A 16,921-nucleotide genomic window follows, 5' to 3' on the forward strand; every position below is an offset into this window, starting at 1 on the left:
TTTATAAGTCCTCGCTACATGATGAGGTACTCCATAAAATCTCAATTTATCTTAGTTTCTTTTTAGAAATATCCTTATAGATTATATATATTTTAATCTTATTTATAATAAACAATAATACTTTCAATATGTATTTATTGTTTACCGCTAGGATTAATAATATAAGAAAAGGAGTATATTGACAATAAAAAAAGGCTTAAATGTTATCTACATTTAAGCCTTTTTTTATTGTCAAATTGATATTACTTCAAAACAATACTTGATCTTCCCATAATAGAGCCATCAGCGTATAAAAGAACAGTATATGCCCCCTTTTTAAACTTTTCATCTCCACTCCAAAGGAATTCATATTCCTCTCCCCTATTTGTAAAGTCAATATTCTCTTTGAAAGTATACTGCAATTTATTACCTCCTTGAATATGGAATAAATTAGTACTATTAGCAATAAGATTACCTAATGGATCAATCACTCTAATATAGATATCTTTAGGCCCTTCTTTAGCGAGTACATTATCTGCTATAGTGAACTTTATTTGTAACTTATCTATACGCTTCGCACGAGTTTCAATTTCATAGATACCTTTACGATTTTTCTCTACACCATTCATCATGATACTAGAAACCTTTATCGATGATGCTGTAGATACTTTTTTATTCAAATCAAGATTATCTGATTGTAACGCTTGAACTTCGTATGATTTTTCTTCTACTTTACTATTGAGTTTTTCATTTTCCTTTCTCAATATTTCATTTTGCAACCTTAGCTCTACCGTCTCATCTTTAATCTCCATTACACGATTTTTCAACCTTTGGATTGCACTTTTAGCAGTCTGAATCTGCTGATCATTTATATTAACATCATCCAATTGAAACCTTAAATCTTTAATAGTTTCACGAACAGCTAACTCGTCTTCTATAAATAATACCGGAAAATCTTCTGAATAACTACTTTTCAGATTATCTAACTCCGCCTCAGCGCGATCAACCTCACGTTGCAGCTCTTCCTTCTGCAGTGTGACAGTATACAACTTTTCACCTGAAGATTTAAACTTCACAAAGAAATAAACGTTGGTCAGTAGAAGCGCAGATATTGCAATCAAAAAGAAATAAATTTTAGATTTATCTCTTTTATTATCACTACTCATATCTTGTGTTGATGTACCTCTAATTTCCATTTCTCCCACTCATAATTAATAACCCTCCCAAATTTCCCATAGATTATATGTTTAAACAAAAACTATTCCAATAATTACTCAAAATAGTTCAGAGTTGTAAACCCGCCATCCTTAAGATATTGTTCTTTACGCATTAATTGAAGATCACTTAATACCATTTCAGAAACTAATTTTGGTAAATCATACTTTGGTATCCAATTTAATAACGTTTGCGCTTTAGTAGGGTCACCAATTAATAAATCAACTTCTGTAGGTCTGAAATACTGAGCATCTACTTTAACAACAGTCTGCCCTATCTTTATAAAATCAGGATCAATATTCAACGCTTTCAATTTAGCCTCATCACGATCTATAATAACCCCCTTCTCATGCTCACCCTTGCCACTGAATTCAACCTCAATACCTAACTCTGCAAAACTCATCCGTACAAACTCACGTACAGTCGTGGTAACACCTGTAGCAATAACAAAATCTTGAGGCTTCTCCTGCTGTAACATAAGCCACATAGCTTCAATATAATCTTTGGCATGTCCCCAGTCACGCTGTGCAGAGAGATTACCTAAATACAATTTATTTTGTAATCCGAGCGCTATTTTTGATACAGCACGGGTAATTTTTCGGGTTACGAATGTTTCCCCACGTAATGGACTTTCATGATTAAATAAAATACCATTACATGCAAACATGTTATATGCTTCACGATAGTTTACTGTAATCCAATAAGCATACATTTTTGCTACAGCATAAGGACTTCTAGGGTAAAAGGGTGTTGACTCTGATTGAGGCACAGCTTGTACTAAACCATATAGTTCCGATGTAGAAGCTTGATATATTTTTGTTTTCCCTGTCAAGCCTAGTAAACGTACCGCATCCAATATACGTAGGGTACCTAAACCATCAGCATTAGCAGTATATTCGGGCATATCAAAACTTACTTTAACATGTGATTGGGCTGCTAAATTATATATCTCGTCAGGTTGTACTTCTTGAATAATACGAATAATGTTTGATGAATCCGTCAAATCACCATAATGAAGAACAAAGTTACGGTTGTCTAAATGTGGATCTTGATAAAGATGATCTATACGATCTGTATTAAATAAAGAGCTACGTCTCTTAAGACCATGTACAATATACCCTTTTCTTAATAAGAATTCAGCCAAATATGCACCATCTTGCCCTGTAACACCGGTGATTAGTGCCACCTTTTTATGATTTAACTCTTTCATAGTACAATATTATTCAAAATAAATATAATATTAACGTAGAAAGTAGAACTAAATGAAACTTTCAAAAATAAATTCATCTAGTTCTATTCTTAGTTCTAACTACAAGACAGCTAATGCTGCATCATAATTTGGTTCTTCGGTTACTTCGCTTACTTGCTCTGTATAAATAATCTCGTTATTTTCATTCAATACAACCACAGCTCTACTTAGTAAACCTTCTAATGGTCCATCTATGAATTTTACACCATAAGCATCTGAAAAAGAAGAGTCTTTATACTCGGAAAGAACAACTACATTTTCAATACCTTCTGCGGCACAAAATCTACCTTGAGCAAAAGGTAAATCACGAGATATACAAACAACAGTTGTATTATCTAATGAAGAGGCTTTCTGATTGAATGCACGAACAGATGCAGCGCATGTGCCTGTGTCAATACTTGGAAAAATATTTAAAATCACTCTTTTCCCTAAGAAATCCGCTAACTGCTTGGTAGACAAATCCCCTGCTGTTAATTTGAAATCAGGAGCCTTGGTACCAACCGCTGGTAAAGTACCTTTTATTTTAACTGAACTACCTTTAAATGTCACTTGATCCATATTATTTATATTTTTGTGCCCTTAAGTTAGGCAATTTTTACGACTATGGTTATTAGAAAAAGCCAAAAAATTATTTTTTATCAAAAAAAAATACTATGTTAGCATTGTATTTAACTAAAGTACAATAAAGAAAAGTGTATGAAGAAACTACTTTTATTATTATTATTCGCTAGTCCAATGTTGCTTCATGCTCAGGGTTCACAAGTGAACACACAAGGAATTAAAGCACTAGGAATTTCCGGTGCTGGATCGGCATTATTTGTAGATGAAACAAGTATATTCTATAATCCTGGAGCATTAGCCAAAATAGAGAACAACGCAATCTCCGTAGGAGCATCTGCCATAATGTATAGATCAGCTTTTAGAGAACAGAACTCTTTCCAACAATACAATACTAAATTTCAAATCTCGCCTCCATTTTCAATATTCGCGACTTTTGGCCCTAAAAACACGTGGTGGAAAGCAGGTATTGGAGTATATACACCATTTGGTGGAGGCGTAAATTGGGGTCAGGAATGGCCTGGTAAGTTTGAATTAAATCACTTATCCCTACGTGCAATTTATATCCAACCTACATTAAGTTTCAAATTGACAGATAATTTTAGTGTTGGTGGTGGTTTTGTATATAATATAGGTATGGTTGGTCTTTCCCGTTCTATTCCTACATTCAATGACCAAGGACAACCAGGACGTGCTGAACTTAGTGGTACAGGCACAGGAACAGGTTATAATGTTGGTATCCACTATAACTTGGAAGACAAATTTGCTTTATCATTAAGCTACCGTTCAAAAGTTGTGACAAAATTAAAAGATGGTGATGCTGAGTTCACGGTTCCTTCAGCTTTAGCCTCTTCATTCCCAACGACAACATTTGATGCCGAATTACCACTACCAAGTTCTTTCAATGTAGGTATTACATTCCCATTGTCAGAAAAAGTAGATTTTGTTGCTGACGGAACTTTAATTAATTACAGTATATATAAATCATTAACATTTAACTATAAACACAACACAGACGATGTTATTGGTGATGATGCATTGGAAGATACGTATCAACCCAAAAATTATGGCAATGCATTCTCTACTAAAATAGGTGTAAATTATACCCCATCTGACAAATTAGAATTACGTGCTGGTGGTGGCTATGTCATAACACCTGTAAAACCAGAATTTGTATATGCTGAAACGCCAGATAATAATCGCATAATGGCATCTGTAGGGTTTACATATGCATTATCCAACAAATTTGACATCAATGGAGCATATACCTTTCAACGAATTTTGCAAAGAACAGTGACCAACTCTATAACAGGGCTAAATGGAACATTTAAAACAAATATCCATGCGCCAGGTATCTCATTAACGTATAAGTGGTAATTACTATGAAATTATTAAATAAAAATATAAAATATTACGCTGCCATTGCTGCATTTGGATTAATAGCTTCATGTAAACCTACAATAAATATAGACGAACCTGCAAGCAATACCCAAGTAGATTTTTCAAAATATATAGCTATAGGAAACTCCTTAACAGCTGGTTATTCCAATGGGGGTCTTTATCTTTCAGGGCAACAAAACTCTTTCCCAAATTTTATAGCAGAAAAGATGAAAAGATTTGGCGGAGGGGAGTTTATTACGCCTTATTTTTCGGAAGAACAGCGCAACGGCTCAGGATATATTCGCCTGAAAGCCTTAATTAATGGTGCTCCAGTCACAGAATCTGTTACGACAAACTTAGCTATCAGGGGTTTTAATGAGGCAGGAGCAACTTTATATACTAGATACACTGGTACCGATATAAACAATCTAGGCGTACCAGGTATGCGTTTAGACATGGCATTTGCAAATGGTGTAGGCTCAGTTGCTGGCAATCCGTATTTCGAGAGATTATTACCTGAAAATGCGCCCCTGACAACCACTTACTTCGATTATTCTACAAGTAAAAATCATACATTCTTCAGTTTTGCATTAGGAAATAATGATGTATTGGGCTATGCAACTAATGGTGCATATACAGATAGTCCGACCAATACATTAACATCCATACCTTTGTTTACGCAATTATATACAAACTATATAAATACATTAACTACAAATAATCAAAAAGGCGTTGTTGCTACTATACCTGACGTTACTGAAACGCCATTCCTAAATACTGTTACAACACAGCTTTTAGAGCAGGGAGTTACCGCAAGTACAGGTGGTGTATTTACAAAAATATGGATCAGCACTGCAAATGGTGCAAGAGAGGCTACTAGTGCAGATCTTTTTGCCCTAACATTTGACACCGATACTTTGGGGAAAGCTGTGGTATTTGGTAATCCTAGAACAGCTGGTTATGGTTTATTACAATCAAATCCATTACATGATAAGCACGTATTAGATAAGGATGAAGTATTAGAAGTTAAAAATACGATTAATGCTTATAACGCCGCCATCAAGAATATCGCAGATTCTAAAGGTTTAGCAATTGCAGATGTATATGACTTCATGAATAAAGTTAAAGTGGGCTATAATTACAATGGAATTGCCATTAGCAATAAATATATTACAGGCAATGCATTTTCTTTAGATGGCATCCATCTTACGCCAATGGGCTACGCAATCATGGCTAATATCTTTATTGATGCAATCAATGCAAAATACAATACAGCACTAGAGAAAGTAGATGCGACTCAATATCCTGCTGTATTGATCCCTTAAAATAAATACGCTTTTAAAACAAACAAATAGTAAATGGTCACACTAAAAATAGAGTGGCCATTTTTTATTATATTTGTATATACTAACAATAGAAAAATGAAAGTATCTCTACATCGCAAAAATAATGCAGTTCATTTTGAAGCATCAAGTGAACTTTCTCCTATCAAAGTCAATATCGATGGATCTGAGGCTATTGGTGGTGAAGGAAAAGGAGTAAGACCAATGGAATTAGTTCTGATGGCACTGGGTTCATGTAGTGTTTTTGATTTGTACTCTATCTTACAAAAACAACGTCAAGATATACAAGACATTCAAGTTGAAGTTGAAGGAAAAAGAAGAGACGAGGTTCCTAATGTTTTTACAAACATCCACATCAACTTTTATTTGAAAGGTAATATTGATGAACTAAAGGCACATAAAGCAGCTGAATTGGCTGTAAAAAAATACTGCTCCGTACATGATATGCTAGCTGCAGGTGGTATCGACATTACCTACAGCATCAAAATCAATTAATCAAAAGCGCTTAACTAGCGCTTTTCTTTTTCCATATTTTTTCAGACCATCTCCCCACAAGCCAAAAACTTATCGCTAATAAGAGGAAAAATATAGCTCTATTTATATTATCCCAAAGGTATTCTACAAATCGGGTATAGAGATTCAATAAGAAAAATACAAAACCGATATCTCGAGCAGCTACATCCTTCTTTTTGAGTCCAAAGATAGCCAAGCCTAATGATAATAATAATGCCAATATTCCCCAATAAAGTATTTCATATTGTCTAACTAATGACCAATCATCAAAACTACTGTAATTGCCAAAAATAGATAAAACCCATAACGCAATCATCGTATATAGTAATCCAATGACAAAAGAAGTCGATTCAAAAGGTTGTAATAGTTTGATCTTTGGTTGTCCATATACTGCCACTGCCGTCAATACAATTCCAAAAATGGTAAAGCGTAAAGGAAAATTCATCCCTAAGAACTTCCATCCCCAGTTACTCAATAAAGCAGTTTCTGTTGCAAACCAAATACCTAAAGCGATCAACATAAATATCCACAAGAGCTTAGACCCCAATTTTACTGCTAAAACACCATAAATTAGAATCGATAGAAAAAACAATACCGTAAAATAATGAGTCTCACGATCAATAATCTTCCCTAAAAAACCAATACATGTAGCCATAGAAAAAGCTCCAGCAAGCATGAGTGTTTCGCTGGTAAATTTATTATCTGGTGAATTTTGTTTATTCCTAAAGCCTAAAAAATAAAATAATACCGCTAGAATTAGGAAACCAACACAAAAAACAATGTTCGGCGTATCATAAAAACCTTCTACAAATCGCCTTAACGTATCGTCAGCAAACAACGAAATAATGGCAAAAATTAAAGATGCTAATGCTACCCAAAAGGCATATCGTGTTAGCACCTTCCATTCAAATGATTTCTCATTGATATTATCACTTAATAATTGTGCCCGCTCATTATCTAGTAAGCCCTGCTCTCTCCAATGAAATATTACATCTTCAACGAGTTCCTTTTCTTGCTTATTTAGTTCTATTTTCTTCACATTACCTTGGTTTGAAACACTGAATTTACAATTAAAAAAGTAAACAACTATTTTTTTTATGTTGCCGAGAATTGAAACATGGTTAATCTAGAAAGTCCGATTAATAATGAGTAACTTTGCAAGTTACAAAAATTCAAGGTTCTATGTCGAAGTCAAAAGCAATAGATTTAGGTGATCAAAGTGAAGTAGAGGTTTACGGTGCACGTGTTCATAATCTAAAAAATATTGATGTTTCATTCCCCAGAAATGAGCTTGTTGTCATAACAGGCTTGAGTGGTTCAGGCAAGTCATCGCTTGCGTTTGACACGATCTATGCAGAAGGACAAAGGCGCTATATGGAGACATTCTCAGCTTATAGTCGTCAATTTTTGGGCGGTATGGAGCGCCCCGACGTAGACAAGATATCCGGGCTAAGTCCTGTTATTTCTATTGAACAGAAAACAACCAGCAAAAACCCTCGTTCGACCGTAGGAACTATTACGGAGATATACGATTTCTTACGCTTACTCTATGCTAGAGCGTCCGAAGCATTCTCTTATGTCAGTGGACAAAAGATGCAACGAATGTCAGAAGAGCAGATTGTAGAAAGAATATTAAAAGACTTCAACGATGAGTATATTAACATATTAGCTCCTCTGGTAAAAGGACGCAAAGGCCACTATCGTGAACTTTTCGAACAAATCCGTAAGCAGGGATATACCAAAGTACGTGTAGATGGTGAGATTTTGAATTTAGAACCTAAGATGCAGGCCGATAGATACAAAATCCATGACATTGAAGTTGTTGTAGATCGACTTCAAGCGTCTGAAGATGACCAGAAGCGTCTTTATACCTCTGTATTACAGGCAATGAAGGTGTCTAAAGGAATTATTAAAATTGTAAACCGTGATAATACCAAAGAACAATTTTTCAGTAAATACCTGATGGATGCAGAATCTGGTATATCATATGACGAACCACAACCCAATACTTTTTCTTTTAATTCGCCATATGGTGCTTGTCCAAAATGTGATGGCCTAGGGTATACGTTCGAAATAGACAAGAATATTGTTATTCCAGATCGTAAGCTAAGTATACAAAAAGGAGCTATTGTACCATTGGGACCCGTTAAAGAAACTTGGAACTTTGCTGTATTAAAAGCTGTGGCTAACAAATTCGAATTTTCGTTAACCACACCTTTAGAAAAACTTACTGAAGAACAAATCAATTTATTGCTATTTGGAGATGATGAACCCATTCCATTAACGGTTTCATATGGCTCCTATGGCGCGCGTGAGTATCGTGTTAATTTTTCAGGTATCTTCAAGATGCTAGAAGAAAATATTGCCAAGCAAAATGACGATGGTCCAGCATTGGACGAATACCGCACACAGATCTGTTGTCCTTCTTGTAAGGGGGCAAGATTACGTCAAGAATCCCTACATTTCAAAATAGATGGTAATAATATTAGCGAACTTGCTACATTAGATATTTCATTATTGATAGAATGGTTTGAAGGATTAGAAGATAGATTGGATGAACGTCAAAAAATAATAGCTTCAGAGATTTTAAAAGAAATCCGTACCCGATTAGGCTTCTTATTGGATGTAGGATTGAATTATCTTACCTTAAATCGTTCTTCTAAAACGCTATCTGGTGGTGAAGCGCAACGTATTCGTCTAGCTACACAAATCGGATCACAGCTGGTAAATGTTCTTTACATCCTTGATGAGCCAAGTATTGGTTTACACCAAAGAGATAATGAACGATTAATCAATTCCCTTAAAAATCTTCGTGACATCGGCAACTCAGTTTTAGTCGTTGAGCATGATAAAGATATGATACTGGAAGCCGACTATGTTATCGATATGGGACCTGCTGCGGGAGTACTTGGTGGATATGTAGTTGCTCAAGGTACGCCTCAAGAAATACTCAAATCAGAGACGTTGACAGCAGCGTATCTAAATGGTCGTAAAGAAGTAGCTATTCCAGAAAAAAGACGTGAAGGAACAGGTGAGTTTTTATCCTTACATGGCGCAACAGGAAACAACCTAAAGAATGTATCTGTAGATTTCCCTTTAGGGAAATTGATCTGCGTAACGGGTGTCTCGGGATCTGGAAAATCCAGTTTGATTACGGGTACTTTATACCCAATATTGAACAAACACTTCTTCCGTGCTAAAGCTACTCCAATGCCTTACACAAGTATTGAAGGATTAAAGAGCATAGATAAAGTTATCGAAATCGATCAAAGTCCAATCGGTCGAACACCACGCTCCAACCCATCGACATATACCGGTGTATTCTCAGATATACGTACTTTGTTTGTTCAACTGCCAGAATCCAAAATCCGTGGCTACAAACCAGGGCAATTTTCATTCAATGTAAAAGGCGGCCGTTGCGAAACATGCCAAGGAGCAGGTATGAAAATCATCGAGATGAATTTCTTACCTGATGTTCAAGTCCCTTGTGAGACATGCAACGGGAAACGTTATACCCGCGAAACATTGGAAGTACGCTACAAAGGAAAATCAATTTCTGACATTTTAAGCATGAGTATTCATGATGCTGTTGATTTCTTTGAACATATACCTTCGATCCACCGCAAGATAAAAACATTGCGTGATGTGGGCTTAGGTTATATTACACTAGGACAATCATCGACAACGCTATCCGGCGGGGAAGCACAACGTGTAAAATTAGCAACAGAACTTTCGAAAAAAGATACTGGAAATACATTTTACATATTAGATGAGCCTACCACAGGTCTTCACTTTGAAGATGTCAATGTATTGTTAGGTGTGATCAACAGATTGGTCGATCGTGGCAACACCGTACTCATCATAGAGCACAATCTTGACGTTGTCAAGACAGCAGATTGGGTTATAGATATTGGGCCTGAAGGCGGTAAAAAAGGTGGCCAATTATTATTTGCTGGTGTCCCTGAAGACCTCATAAAGGTCAAAAATAGTGAAACGGGTCGTTTCCTAAAAGCGGAAATGAAATAATTAAAAAGCAGTCTACTAAAACAGACTGCTTTTTTTTACGAATCTAATTATTTCTTTACATCCTTCCTGTCGTCAGGAGGACAAACCAAAACACTGTCATACTGAAGCTTGCTGAAGTATCTATAGAAAGGTTTTTAGATCCTTCCTGTCGTCAGGAGGACAGGCTAAAAACACTGTCATACTGAAGCTTGCTGAAGTATCTCTAAAAAAGGTTTTTAGATCCTTCCTATCGTCAGGACGACAGGCTAAAACACTGTCATACTGAAACTTGCTGAAGTATATCTATAACATAACTAAATTTTAGATCCTTCCTTTCGTCAGGAAGACAGGCTAAAACACTGTCATACTGAAGCTTGCTGAAGTATCTCTAAAAAAGGTTTTTAGATCCTTCCTGTCGTCAGGAGGACAGCCGTATATAAATGTCATGTTGAGCTAATCGAAACGTCTAAAAACTACTTAAAAAAGGCTTAAAATCTGATTCCAAGCTTTAATAAATACTTACTGATGGTACATCCTTCCCAGATCAGAATGACAAAACGACACTATCGTTGTCTTTCGGTTTCAATTTCTTTCTTTATAGCTTTTATAATAACCGTATCTACTTTTTTCTTCGTCGTTATAATTATAACGCCATCCTTACCTTTATCAGCATATACTGCAGTAGCAGCACTATCCTTCAAAACAGAGATCGACTCAATATCATTAGGGTTCAGTCTGTTAATATTATAATCATTTCCTTTATCCACACCATCAAGAATAATTAAAGCAGAATTTAAATTAAACTTAGTGCCTACTACGACTTTTTCCAAAGGCCGTCCTTCTACCTTTATGGGATTTTTCGATTGTATCGCTATTGTTTCACCTTTCCCTTTGTAACCAATAACTGTAACTTCCTTAGGTTGGGAATCGTCGGTATAAAAGCCTTCAACAACGGTTTTATTATTTCCATTAACTAGTGAGTCAGAATGAACCTTCTTCTTCGTTACATTACCCTTCCCCACTTTCATTTTTAACTCTATAACACCATCTTTTGCTTCCTCGCCATATTTATCATGCGCTGAATGCCCTTTAATTACACTCATAGACTCAATATCATTAGGATTGATATTTTTGAGAATCTCTGAGCCACGACCTTTCACTATGCCGTCCACTATAATCAAAGTATTATTTGCTTGTTCTATTAATTTCTGCTCACCCTGAATAGAATTCGCTCTAACAAACCCATCAAACTGTGAAACATCTGCAATTTTATTCCCATACAAAGCCTTAAAAGCTGCCTGATCATCAAATAACATAATATTCTTCATGTCAGCTTCAGGAATTTTCATAAACTCATTTTTTGAAATTGACTTCCCATCATACTCATACCAATATGTATTATTAAAATCGATTTCAGATTTACTCTTTAATTTTCTAAAGAGAGACTGTTGATGAACAGCCTTTTTTGAAGTATCTTGCTCATTTTTAACGGGGTTAACACTTCCTATAAAATCATTAGCATCAAGTTCATTTACAGCTATTTCATCAACCAATTGACCCTCATTAGCTTTTTTATCAGCTATCAAAACCTCAGTATTAAAAATAGAATTAGGCAATAAAACATCTACTGCTGTTTCCTTCACGACATCAACTGCTTCAACTATTTTATGTTTGGCTTTGCTCACGGTAAATGATGCTCCTGCCAATAACATGATTGGTAGCAGAAAAGCATACTTGCTCAATTCTAGCCTGGAAGAGCGCTTTTTGTTCATCATCATAATGCACTTTTTTAGGGTTTGAAAATTAAATTGATTGCTAATACCTACCGCAGCACCTCGATGTGTGACATGAAGCAAAGAATACTGATAGGTTTGTCGATCCACACCCTTATTTAGCACTTGCTGATCAGTCAAGAATTCTAAATTTTGACGTACCGCTTTGCGCATCAACCACACGAAGGGATTATACCAGCAAACTATCAAGAGCATCTCGAACAAGAGCACATCACAACTATGAAGGCCTTTCACGTGAATGTATTCATGTTCAAAAATATCGTGTAGCTCGATTTCTTTATGTTGCGCTTTGTGTATGTATATTTTATTAAAAAATGAAAATGGAACAATAGGAAATAATACATCACGAAATAAATATGTATGCCATTTAGCATCTTTAGAATGATGATGTATGCGTAGTAAACTAACCAACTGGATTATTAACTTAACAACAAATAACGCAGCTCCAATCGTTATACCCATTAATAGTATATCATAAATGGAGTAGCTCTTGGATATTTCTTCTACCACCTGTAACGGTACATAATCCCATAAAATGGGAACTGCTACTACAATATCTTTTACAAACCAACTCTTGACATCCAGCAAAGGATAAACCAATGCATATAACGCACCAATAATTAAGTAAGCCCTATTTAAGGAATAAAAGGTCAATCTTTTTAATAAAAACTGATACCCAACATATACAATTATCAAGAGCAAATTGACTTGTAAGATATAAGTAAGTAGATTTCCCATATGCTATTCGGCCTTCTTATTGTTGATCATCGTTAGAATCTCATTCAATTCTTCCTGTGAAAGTTTTTCTTCATTCACAAAAAAAGAAACCATCTCTTTGTAGGAATTTTTAAAATAATCACCTACAAAAGAGTTCATAAACTTCCCTTTATATTCCTTTTGTGAAATAATAGGCTCATAACGCTTAGCATTCGCATACTTAACAGCTTTGACATACCCTTTTCGTTCCAAATTTTTGATTGTAGAAGCTAAAGTAGTATACGGAACAGGTTCTCCTTGTAGGTTATCTAATATCTCTTTCACAAAGCCACCTTCCAATTGCCAAATAGACAGCATTGCGTCCTCTTCTTGGATTGTTAATTTTTCTAGGTTCATAATACTAATTTACGATACTGGAACAATACTACGAAAAATTCGTAAATAAAAAAATAACATGATAAACTTTAACATATTATTGATTTAAGAAGTTTTCATTTCGCTTATAATCAAAGAGAGATTTAAAGGAAAAAAACAGCTTAATAACATTGAAAAGATAAAAAAATGTTACATAGATAAATTAGTTTTATCAGTATATATTTATTAATAAATAATGTAAAAAAGGATAAAACGGCTATTGATAATAAGTTTTTGGCAAGAAATATATGTAAATAGATTGATAATATGTGTTTCAAAATTATGACGTATAAATGTCACTAAAATCATAAAATCATTGCCCATTTCTCGTTGATTTTTATATTTTTGTAAATATACTATAGAAAATATTATGTCTGATACAGCATCTATTACTTTAAATGGCAATACCTTAGAGTTACCAGTATTAACTGGAACAGAGGGAGAGAAAGCCATTGATATTTCCAAATTAAGAGATCAAACAGGACACATTACCTTAGATCCCGGATATAAAAATACTGGAGCAACAAAAAGCGCAATCACTTTCTTAGATGGTGAGAAGGGTATTTTAAAGCACCGTGGCTACAGCATTGAAGATTTAGCAGAAAAATCTACTTTCTTGGAAGTTGCGTACTTATTGATTTATGGTGATTTACCTTCTAAAGAAACATTAGCAAAATTTAGGTCTGATATCAAAGGACAAATGATGGTCCATGAAGATATGAAAAACTTTTTCGCTGGTTTCCCATCAAAATCACACCCAATGGGTCAGTTATCTTGTTTGGTAGGAGCGCTCTCTGCATTTTACCCTGAATCATTGAACCCTAATCAATCTCAAGAAGAAGAAGACAAAACAATTATCAACTTATTAGGTAAAATGCCTACAATTGTTTCATGGATTCAAAAAAAATCTTTAGGTCACCCTGTTGTTTATCCTAAAAAAGATTTCGGATATATCGACAATTTTATGAACATGATTTTTGGAGAAGCTAATGCCGATAAGGTTTTTGATGATGCCGTATTGGATGCAATGCGCATTTTATTGATTCTTCATGCAGACCACGAACAAAATTGTTCTACATCTACAGTTCGTATCGTAGGATCTTCAAACGCTAACTTATACGCTTCTATTTCTGCCGGTATCAACGCATTATGGGGCCCACTTCATGGTGGTGCTAACCAAGCAGTAATCGAGATGTTAGAAGACATCAAGAATGACGGCGGCGGTGTAGAGAAATATTTAGCAAAAGCAAAAGACAAAAATGATCCTTTCCGTTTAATGGGATTTGGACACCGTGTTTATAAAAACTTTGACCCACGTGCAAAAATTATCAAAAAAGCATGTGATGATGTGTTAGCTAAATTAGGCGTTAATGATCCTGTATTAGAGATTGCTAAAGGCTTAGAGCAAGCAGCATTAAATGATCAATACTTTATCGATCGTAAATTATATCCAAACGTAGATTTTTACTCTGGTATTATCTACCGTGCATTAGGATTCAACTCTGAGATGTTCACTGTATTATTTGCATTAGGTCGTCTTCCGGGATGGATCGCACAATGGAAAGAAATGCGTGATAACAAAGAACCTATTGGTCGTCCAAGACAATTATACATTGGAGAAGTAGATCGTGTATATATTCCTCTTGAAGAAAGATAATAGTAACGTTTTACTCAACGATAAAAAAAGGCAACCAAAAAATGGTTGCCTTTTTTATATTAATTGCATAATTAATTATAATTTAAATATAGATTTTAAATAAGTATCATACAATCTATACCAAGGTATATACTACTTGGTATAATACGAAATATATAAACTAATAATAAGGTTATTTATGTGGAAAAAATTAACAATTATAATTACAGGCTATTTAATGCTCTATTCATGTAAACCATCTAATCGAAGTAATGAAGCTATATATTTAAATAATCAAGCTATAAAACATATAGAAACAAACTCAGATTCAGCAATCTATTACTTTGATAAAGCCATAGCTCAGGATCCGAATTACCTATTGAGTTATCAAAACAAAGCAAACTTATTGATCAAAATAAAAGATTATGAAAGTGCATTGAAAGTGGTAGACCAATTGTCAAAAAAAATGGAAAGTTCTGATATATATCAGATGAAAGGAATATTGTATGATTTAAATCAAGATAGTTCAGCCGCTACAGCAAACTACCTTAAAGCTATCACAAAAATCGACAATGAAGTCAAGAGGATAAATGACTTCGCCAAATACAAGAAATTATATGACAAAGGGACACTTTATCTATTATTAAATAGAACAGGTGTTGGCATAGACTTAATAAAAAAATACAGTAAAAAGGCTAATATCGCAGACTCACGAAAAGATTCCTTAGTACAATTTAGTACAAACAAAGATCAACTAATACACATTTTAATAAGGCCTTAGTCGTCACCTTCCCACCAATCAGAAGCTTTCAGATCATCAATCTCACGACGATCCCGCTTTGTTGGTCGTCCAGTACCACGATCTCTCGTTAATATAGGTGCTTGAAATACAGATTTAAAACCGTAAGTCTCTTCTACTGGGGTACGATCCTCGTAAAATAAAGCAGCCGTCTTGGCATCTACGCGTTTATCTAATAGCCCCGTTACAAATAAATGCTTACGCTCTATTCCCTTCTGAACAGAAAAAGTCTCTCCAACCTTAACGACATACGAGGGTTTTACATTTTGACCTTTCAGCTTTACCCGTCCAGCTTTACATGCTTCGGTAGCTAAACTTCGCGTTTTAAAAACACGAATTGACCATAAATATTTATCGATACGAAGTTTTTCAGATTCATTTGCCATAGGACAAATTTACTCAATAGGAATGAAAAACAGAATCTTCTGTGACGGACATATCACCAAAAAATAGCATATTTGTATACAACAATTAATATTTTATACTAAAATGGCACTTAACAATTTACAGACATTAATAGAAAAAGCTTGGGAAGACAGACAATTATTGCAAAACAAAGAATATTTTGAAGCAATCCAAGCTGTTATTCAAAAGTTAGATAATGGGGAATTACGTGTAGCAGAATTAATTGGAACGCGCTGGCATGTAAATGACTGGATAAAAAAAGCTGTTATTTTATACTTCCCTATTCGTGATATGCAAGTAATCGAGAATACTCCTTTTGTATACCACGATAAAATGAAATTGAAAACAAATTACAAGGAATTAGGTGTACGTGTAGTACCTGGCGCATCAGCTCGTTACGGTGCTTACTTAGCTAAAGGGGTAATCATGATGCCATCATATGTAAATATTGGGGCATACGTAGACGAGGGTACAATGGTAGACACTTGGGCTACTGTAGGATCATGTGCACAGATAGGTAAAAATGTTCACTTATCAGGTGGTGTTGGTATTGGTGGTGTATTAGAGCCCGTACAGGCATCTCCTGTAATCATCGAAGACAACGTATTTGTAGGATCACGAGTTATTGTAGTTGAAGGTGTTCACGTAGAGCAAGAGGCAGTACTAGGTGCTAACGTAGTATTAACAGCATCAACAAAGATTATTGATGTATCAGGACCTGAACCTATTGAATACAAAGGCAGAGTACCTGCTCGTTCGGTAGTTATACCAGGTTCATATGCCAAAAAATTTCCTGCTGGCGAATATCAAGTACCATGTGCGATCATCATTGGTCAACGTAAAGAGTCTACAGATAAGAAAACATCATTGAACGACGCATTACGCGAGCACAACGTGGCTGTATAAGATAAAAAA

General features: G+C 35.0%; 14 protein-coding genes. 7 read left to right on the plus strand and 7 right to left on the minus strand.

Going from position 1 to position 16,921, the window contains the following annotated elements:
• Nucleotides 1–242: 242 nt before the first annotated feature.
• The 3 genes from IP023_RS05695 to tpx form a co-directional block, all read right to left on the minus strand.
• Nucleotides 243–1,175 (minus strand): hypothetical protein, encoded by a 933-nt coding sequence (locus IP023_RS05695; protein WP_241789295.1) that lies wholly within the window; start codon nt 1,173–1,175, stop codon nt 243–245.
• A gap of 74 nt (nt 1,176–1,249) precedes the next feature.
• The gene (gene gmd, locus IP023_RS05700; protein ID WP_241789296.1) at nt 1,250–2,404 is read right to left on the minus strand and encodes a GDP-mannose 4,6-dehydratase; all 1,155 of its coding nucleotides are present in this window, start codon (nt 2,402–2,404) and stop codon (nt 1,250–1,252) included.
• Nucleotides 2,405–2,503: 99 nt separating this feature from the next.
• On the minus strand, nt 2,504–3,001 hold the full coding sequence (gene tpx, locus IP023_RS05705; protein WP_241789297.1) for a thiol peroxidase: 498 nt from the start codon (nt 2,999–3,001) through the stop codon (nt 2,504–2,506).
• A gap of 138 nt (nt 3,002–3,139) precedes the next feature.
• On the opposite strand from tpx, the gene IP023_RS05710 reads away from it, so the two are divergent.
• The 3 genes from IP023_RS05710 (at nt 3,140) to IP023_RS05720 (ending at nt 6,219) form a co-directional block, all read left to right on the plus strand.
• Nucleotides 3,140–4,378: an OmpP1/FadL family transporter gene (locus IP023_RS05710; RefSeq protein ID WP_241789298.1), complete on the plus strand. Its 1,239-nt coding sequence runs from the start codon at nt 3,140–3,142 to the stop codon at nt 4,376–4,378.
• Between the two features lie 5 nt (nt 4,379–4,383).
• The gene (locus IP023_RS05715; protein WP_241789299.1) at nt 4,384–5,706 is read left to right on the plus strand and encodes an SGNH/GDSL hydrolase family protein; all 1,323 of its coding nucleotides are present in this window, start codon (nt 4,384–4,386) and stop codon (nt 5,704–5,706) included.
• A gap of 96 nt (nt 5,707–5,802) precedes the next feature.
• Nucleotides 5,803–6,219 (plus strand): OsmC family protein, encoded by a 417-nt coding sequence (locus IP023_RS05720; RefSeq protein WP_241789300.1) that lies wholly within the window; start codon nt 5,803–5,805, stop codon nt 6,217–6,219.
• A gap of 10 nt (nt 6,220–6,229) precedes the next feature.
• Here the strand turns inward: IP023_RS05720 and IP023_RS05725 are convergent, their stop codons facing one another.
• Entirely contained in the window at nt 6,230–7,276 is a 1,047-nt protein-coding gene (locus IP023_RS05725) for a DUF2157 domain-containing protein (protein WP_241789301.1), read from the minus strand.
• Between the two features lie 143 nt (nt 7,277–7,419).
• Between IP023_RS05725 and uvrA the strand changes: the two genes are divergently transcribed.
• Nucleotides 7,420–10,263: an excinuclease ABC subunit UvrA gene (gene uvrA, locus IP023_RS05730; protein ID WP_241789302.1), complete on the plus strand. Its 2,844-nt coding sequence runs from the start codon at nt 7,420–7,422 to the stop codon at nt 10,261–10,263.
• Between the two features lie 542 nt (nt 10,264–10,805).
• Here uvrA and IP023_RS05735 read toward each other — a convergent pair.
• Nucleotides 10,806–12,773: a M56 family metallopeptidase gene (locus tag IP023_RS05735; protein ID WP_241789303.1), complete on the minus strand. Its 1,968-nt coding sequence runs from the start codon at nt 12,771–12,773 to the stop codon at nt 10,806–10,808.
• A 3-nt stretch (nt 12,774–12,776) separates the two neighbouring features.
• Entirely contained in the window at nt 12,777–13,148 is a 372-nt protein-coding gene (locus IP023_RS05740; protein ID WP_241789304.1) for a BlaI/MecI/CopY family transcriptional regulator, read from the minus strand.
• Between the two features lie 388 nt (nt 13,149–13,536).
• Here IP023_RS05740 and IP023_RS05745 point away from each other — a divergent pair, with 388 nt between their 5' ends.
• Both IP023_RS05745 and IP023_RS05750 read left to right on the plus strand, forming a co-directional pair.
• Nucleotides 13,537–14,823, plus strand: a complete 1,287-nt coding sequence (locus IP023_RS05745) for a citrate synthase (protein ID WP_241789305.1) — start codon at nt 13,537–13,539, stop codon at nt 14,821–14,823.
• 178 nt (nt 14,824–15,001) lie between these two features.
• On the plus strand, nt 15,002–15,583 hold the full coding sequence (locus IP023_RS05750; protein WP_241789306.1) for a tetratricopeptide repeat protein: 582 nt from the start codon (nt 15,002–15,004) through the stop codon (nt 15,581–15,583).
• Here IP023_RS05750 and IP023_RS05755 read toward each other — a convergent pair.
• Nucleotides 15,580–15,987, minus strand: coding sequence for an RNA-binding S4 domain-containing protein (locus IP023_RS05755; RefSeq protein ID WP_241789307.1), 408 nt, complete (start codon nt 15,985–15,987; stop codon nt 15,580–15,582). The genes IP023_RS05750 and IP023_RS05755 overlap by 4 nt on opposite strands.
• Before the next feature lie 103 nt (nt 15,988–16,090).
• Here IP023_RS05755 and IP023_RS05760 point away from each other — a divergent pair, with 103 nt between their 5' ends.
• Nucleotides 16,091–16,912, plus strand: coding sequence for a 2,3,4,5-tetrahydropyridine-2,6-dicarboxylate N-succinyltransferase (locus IP023_RS05760; protein ID WP_241789308.1), 822 nt, complete (start codon nt 16,091–16,093; stop codon nt 16,910–16,912).
• Nucleotides 16,913–16,921: the final 9 nt, after the last annotated feature.

This window comes from Sphingobacterium rhinopitheci (assembly GCF_022627575.1).
Classification (GTDB): Bacteria; Bacteroidota; Bacteroidia; order Sphingobacteriales; family Sphingobacteriaceae; genus Sphingobacterium; species Sphingobacterium rhinopitheci.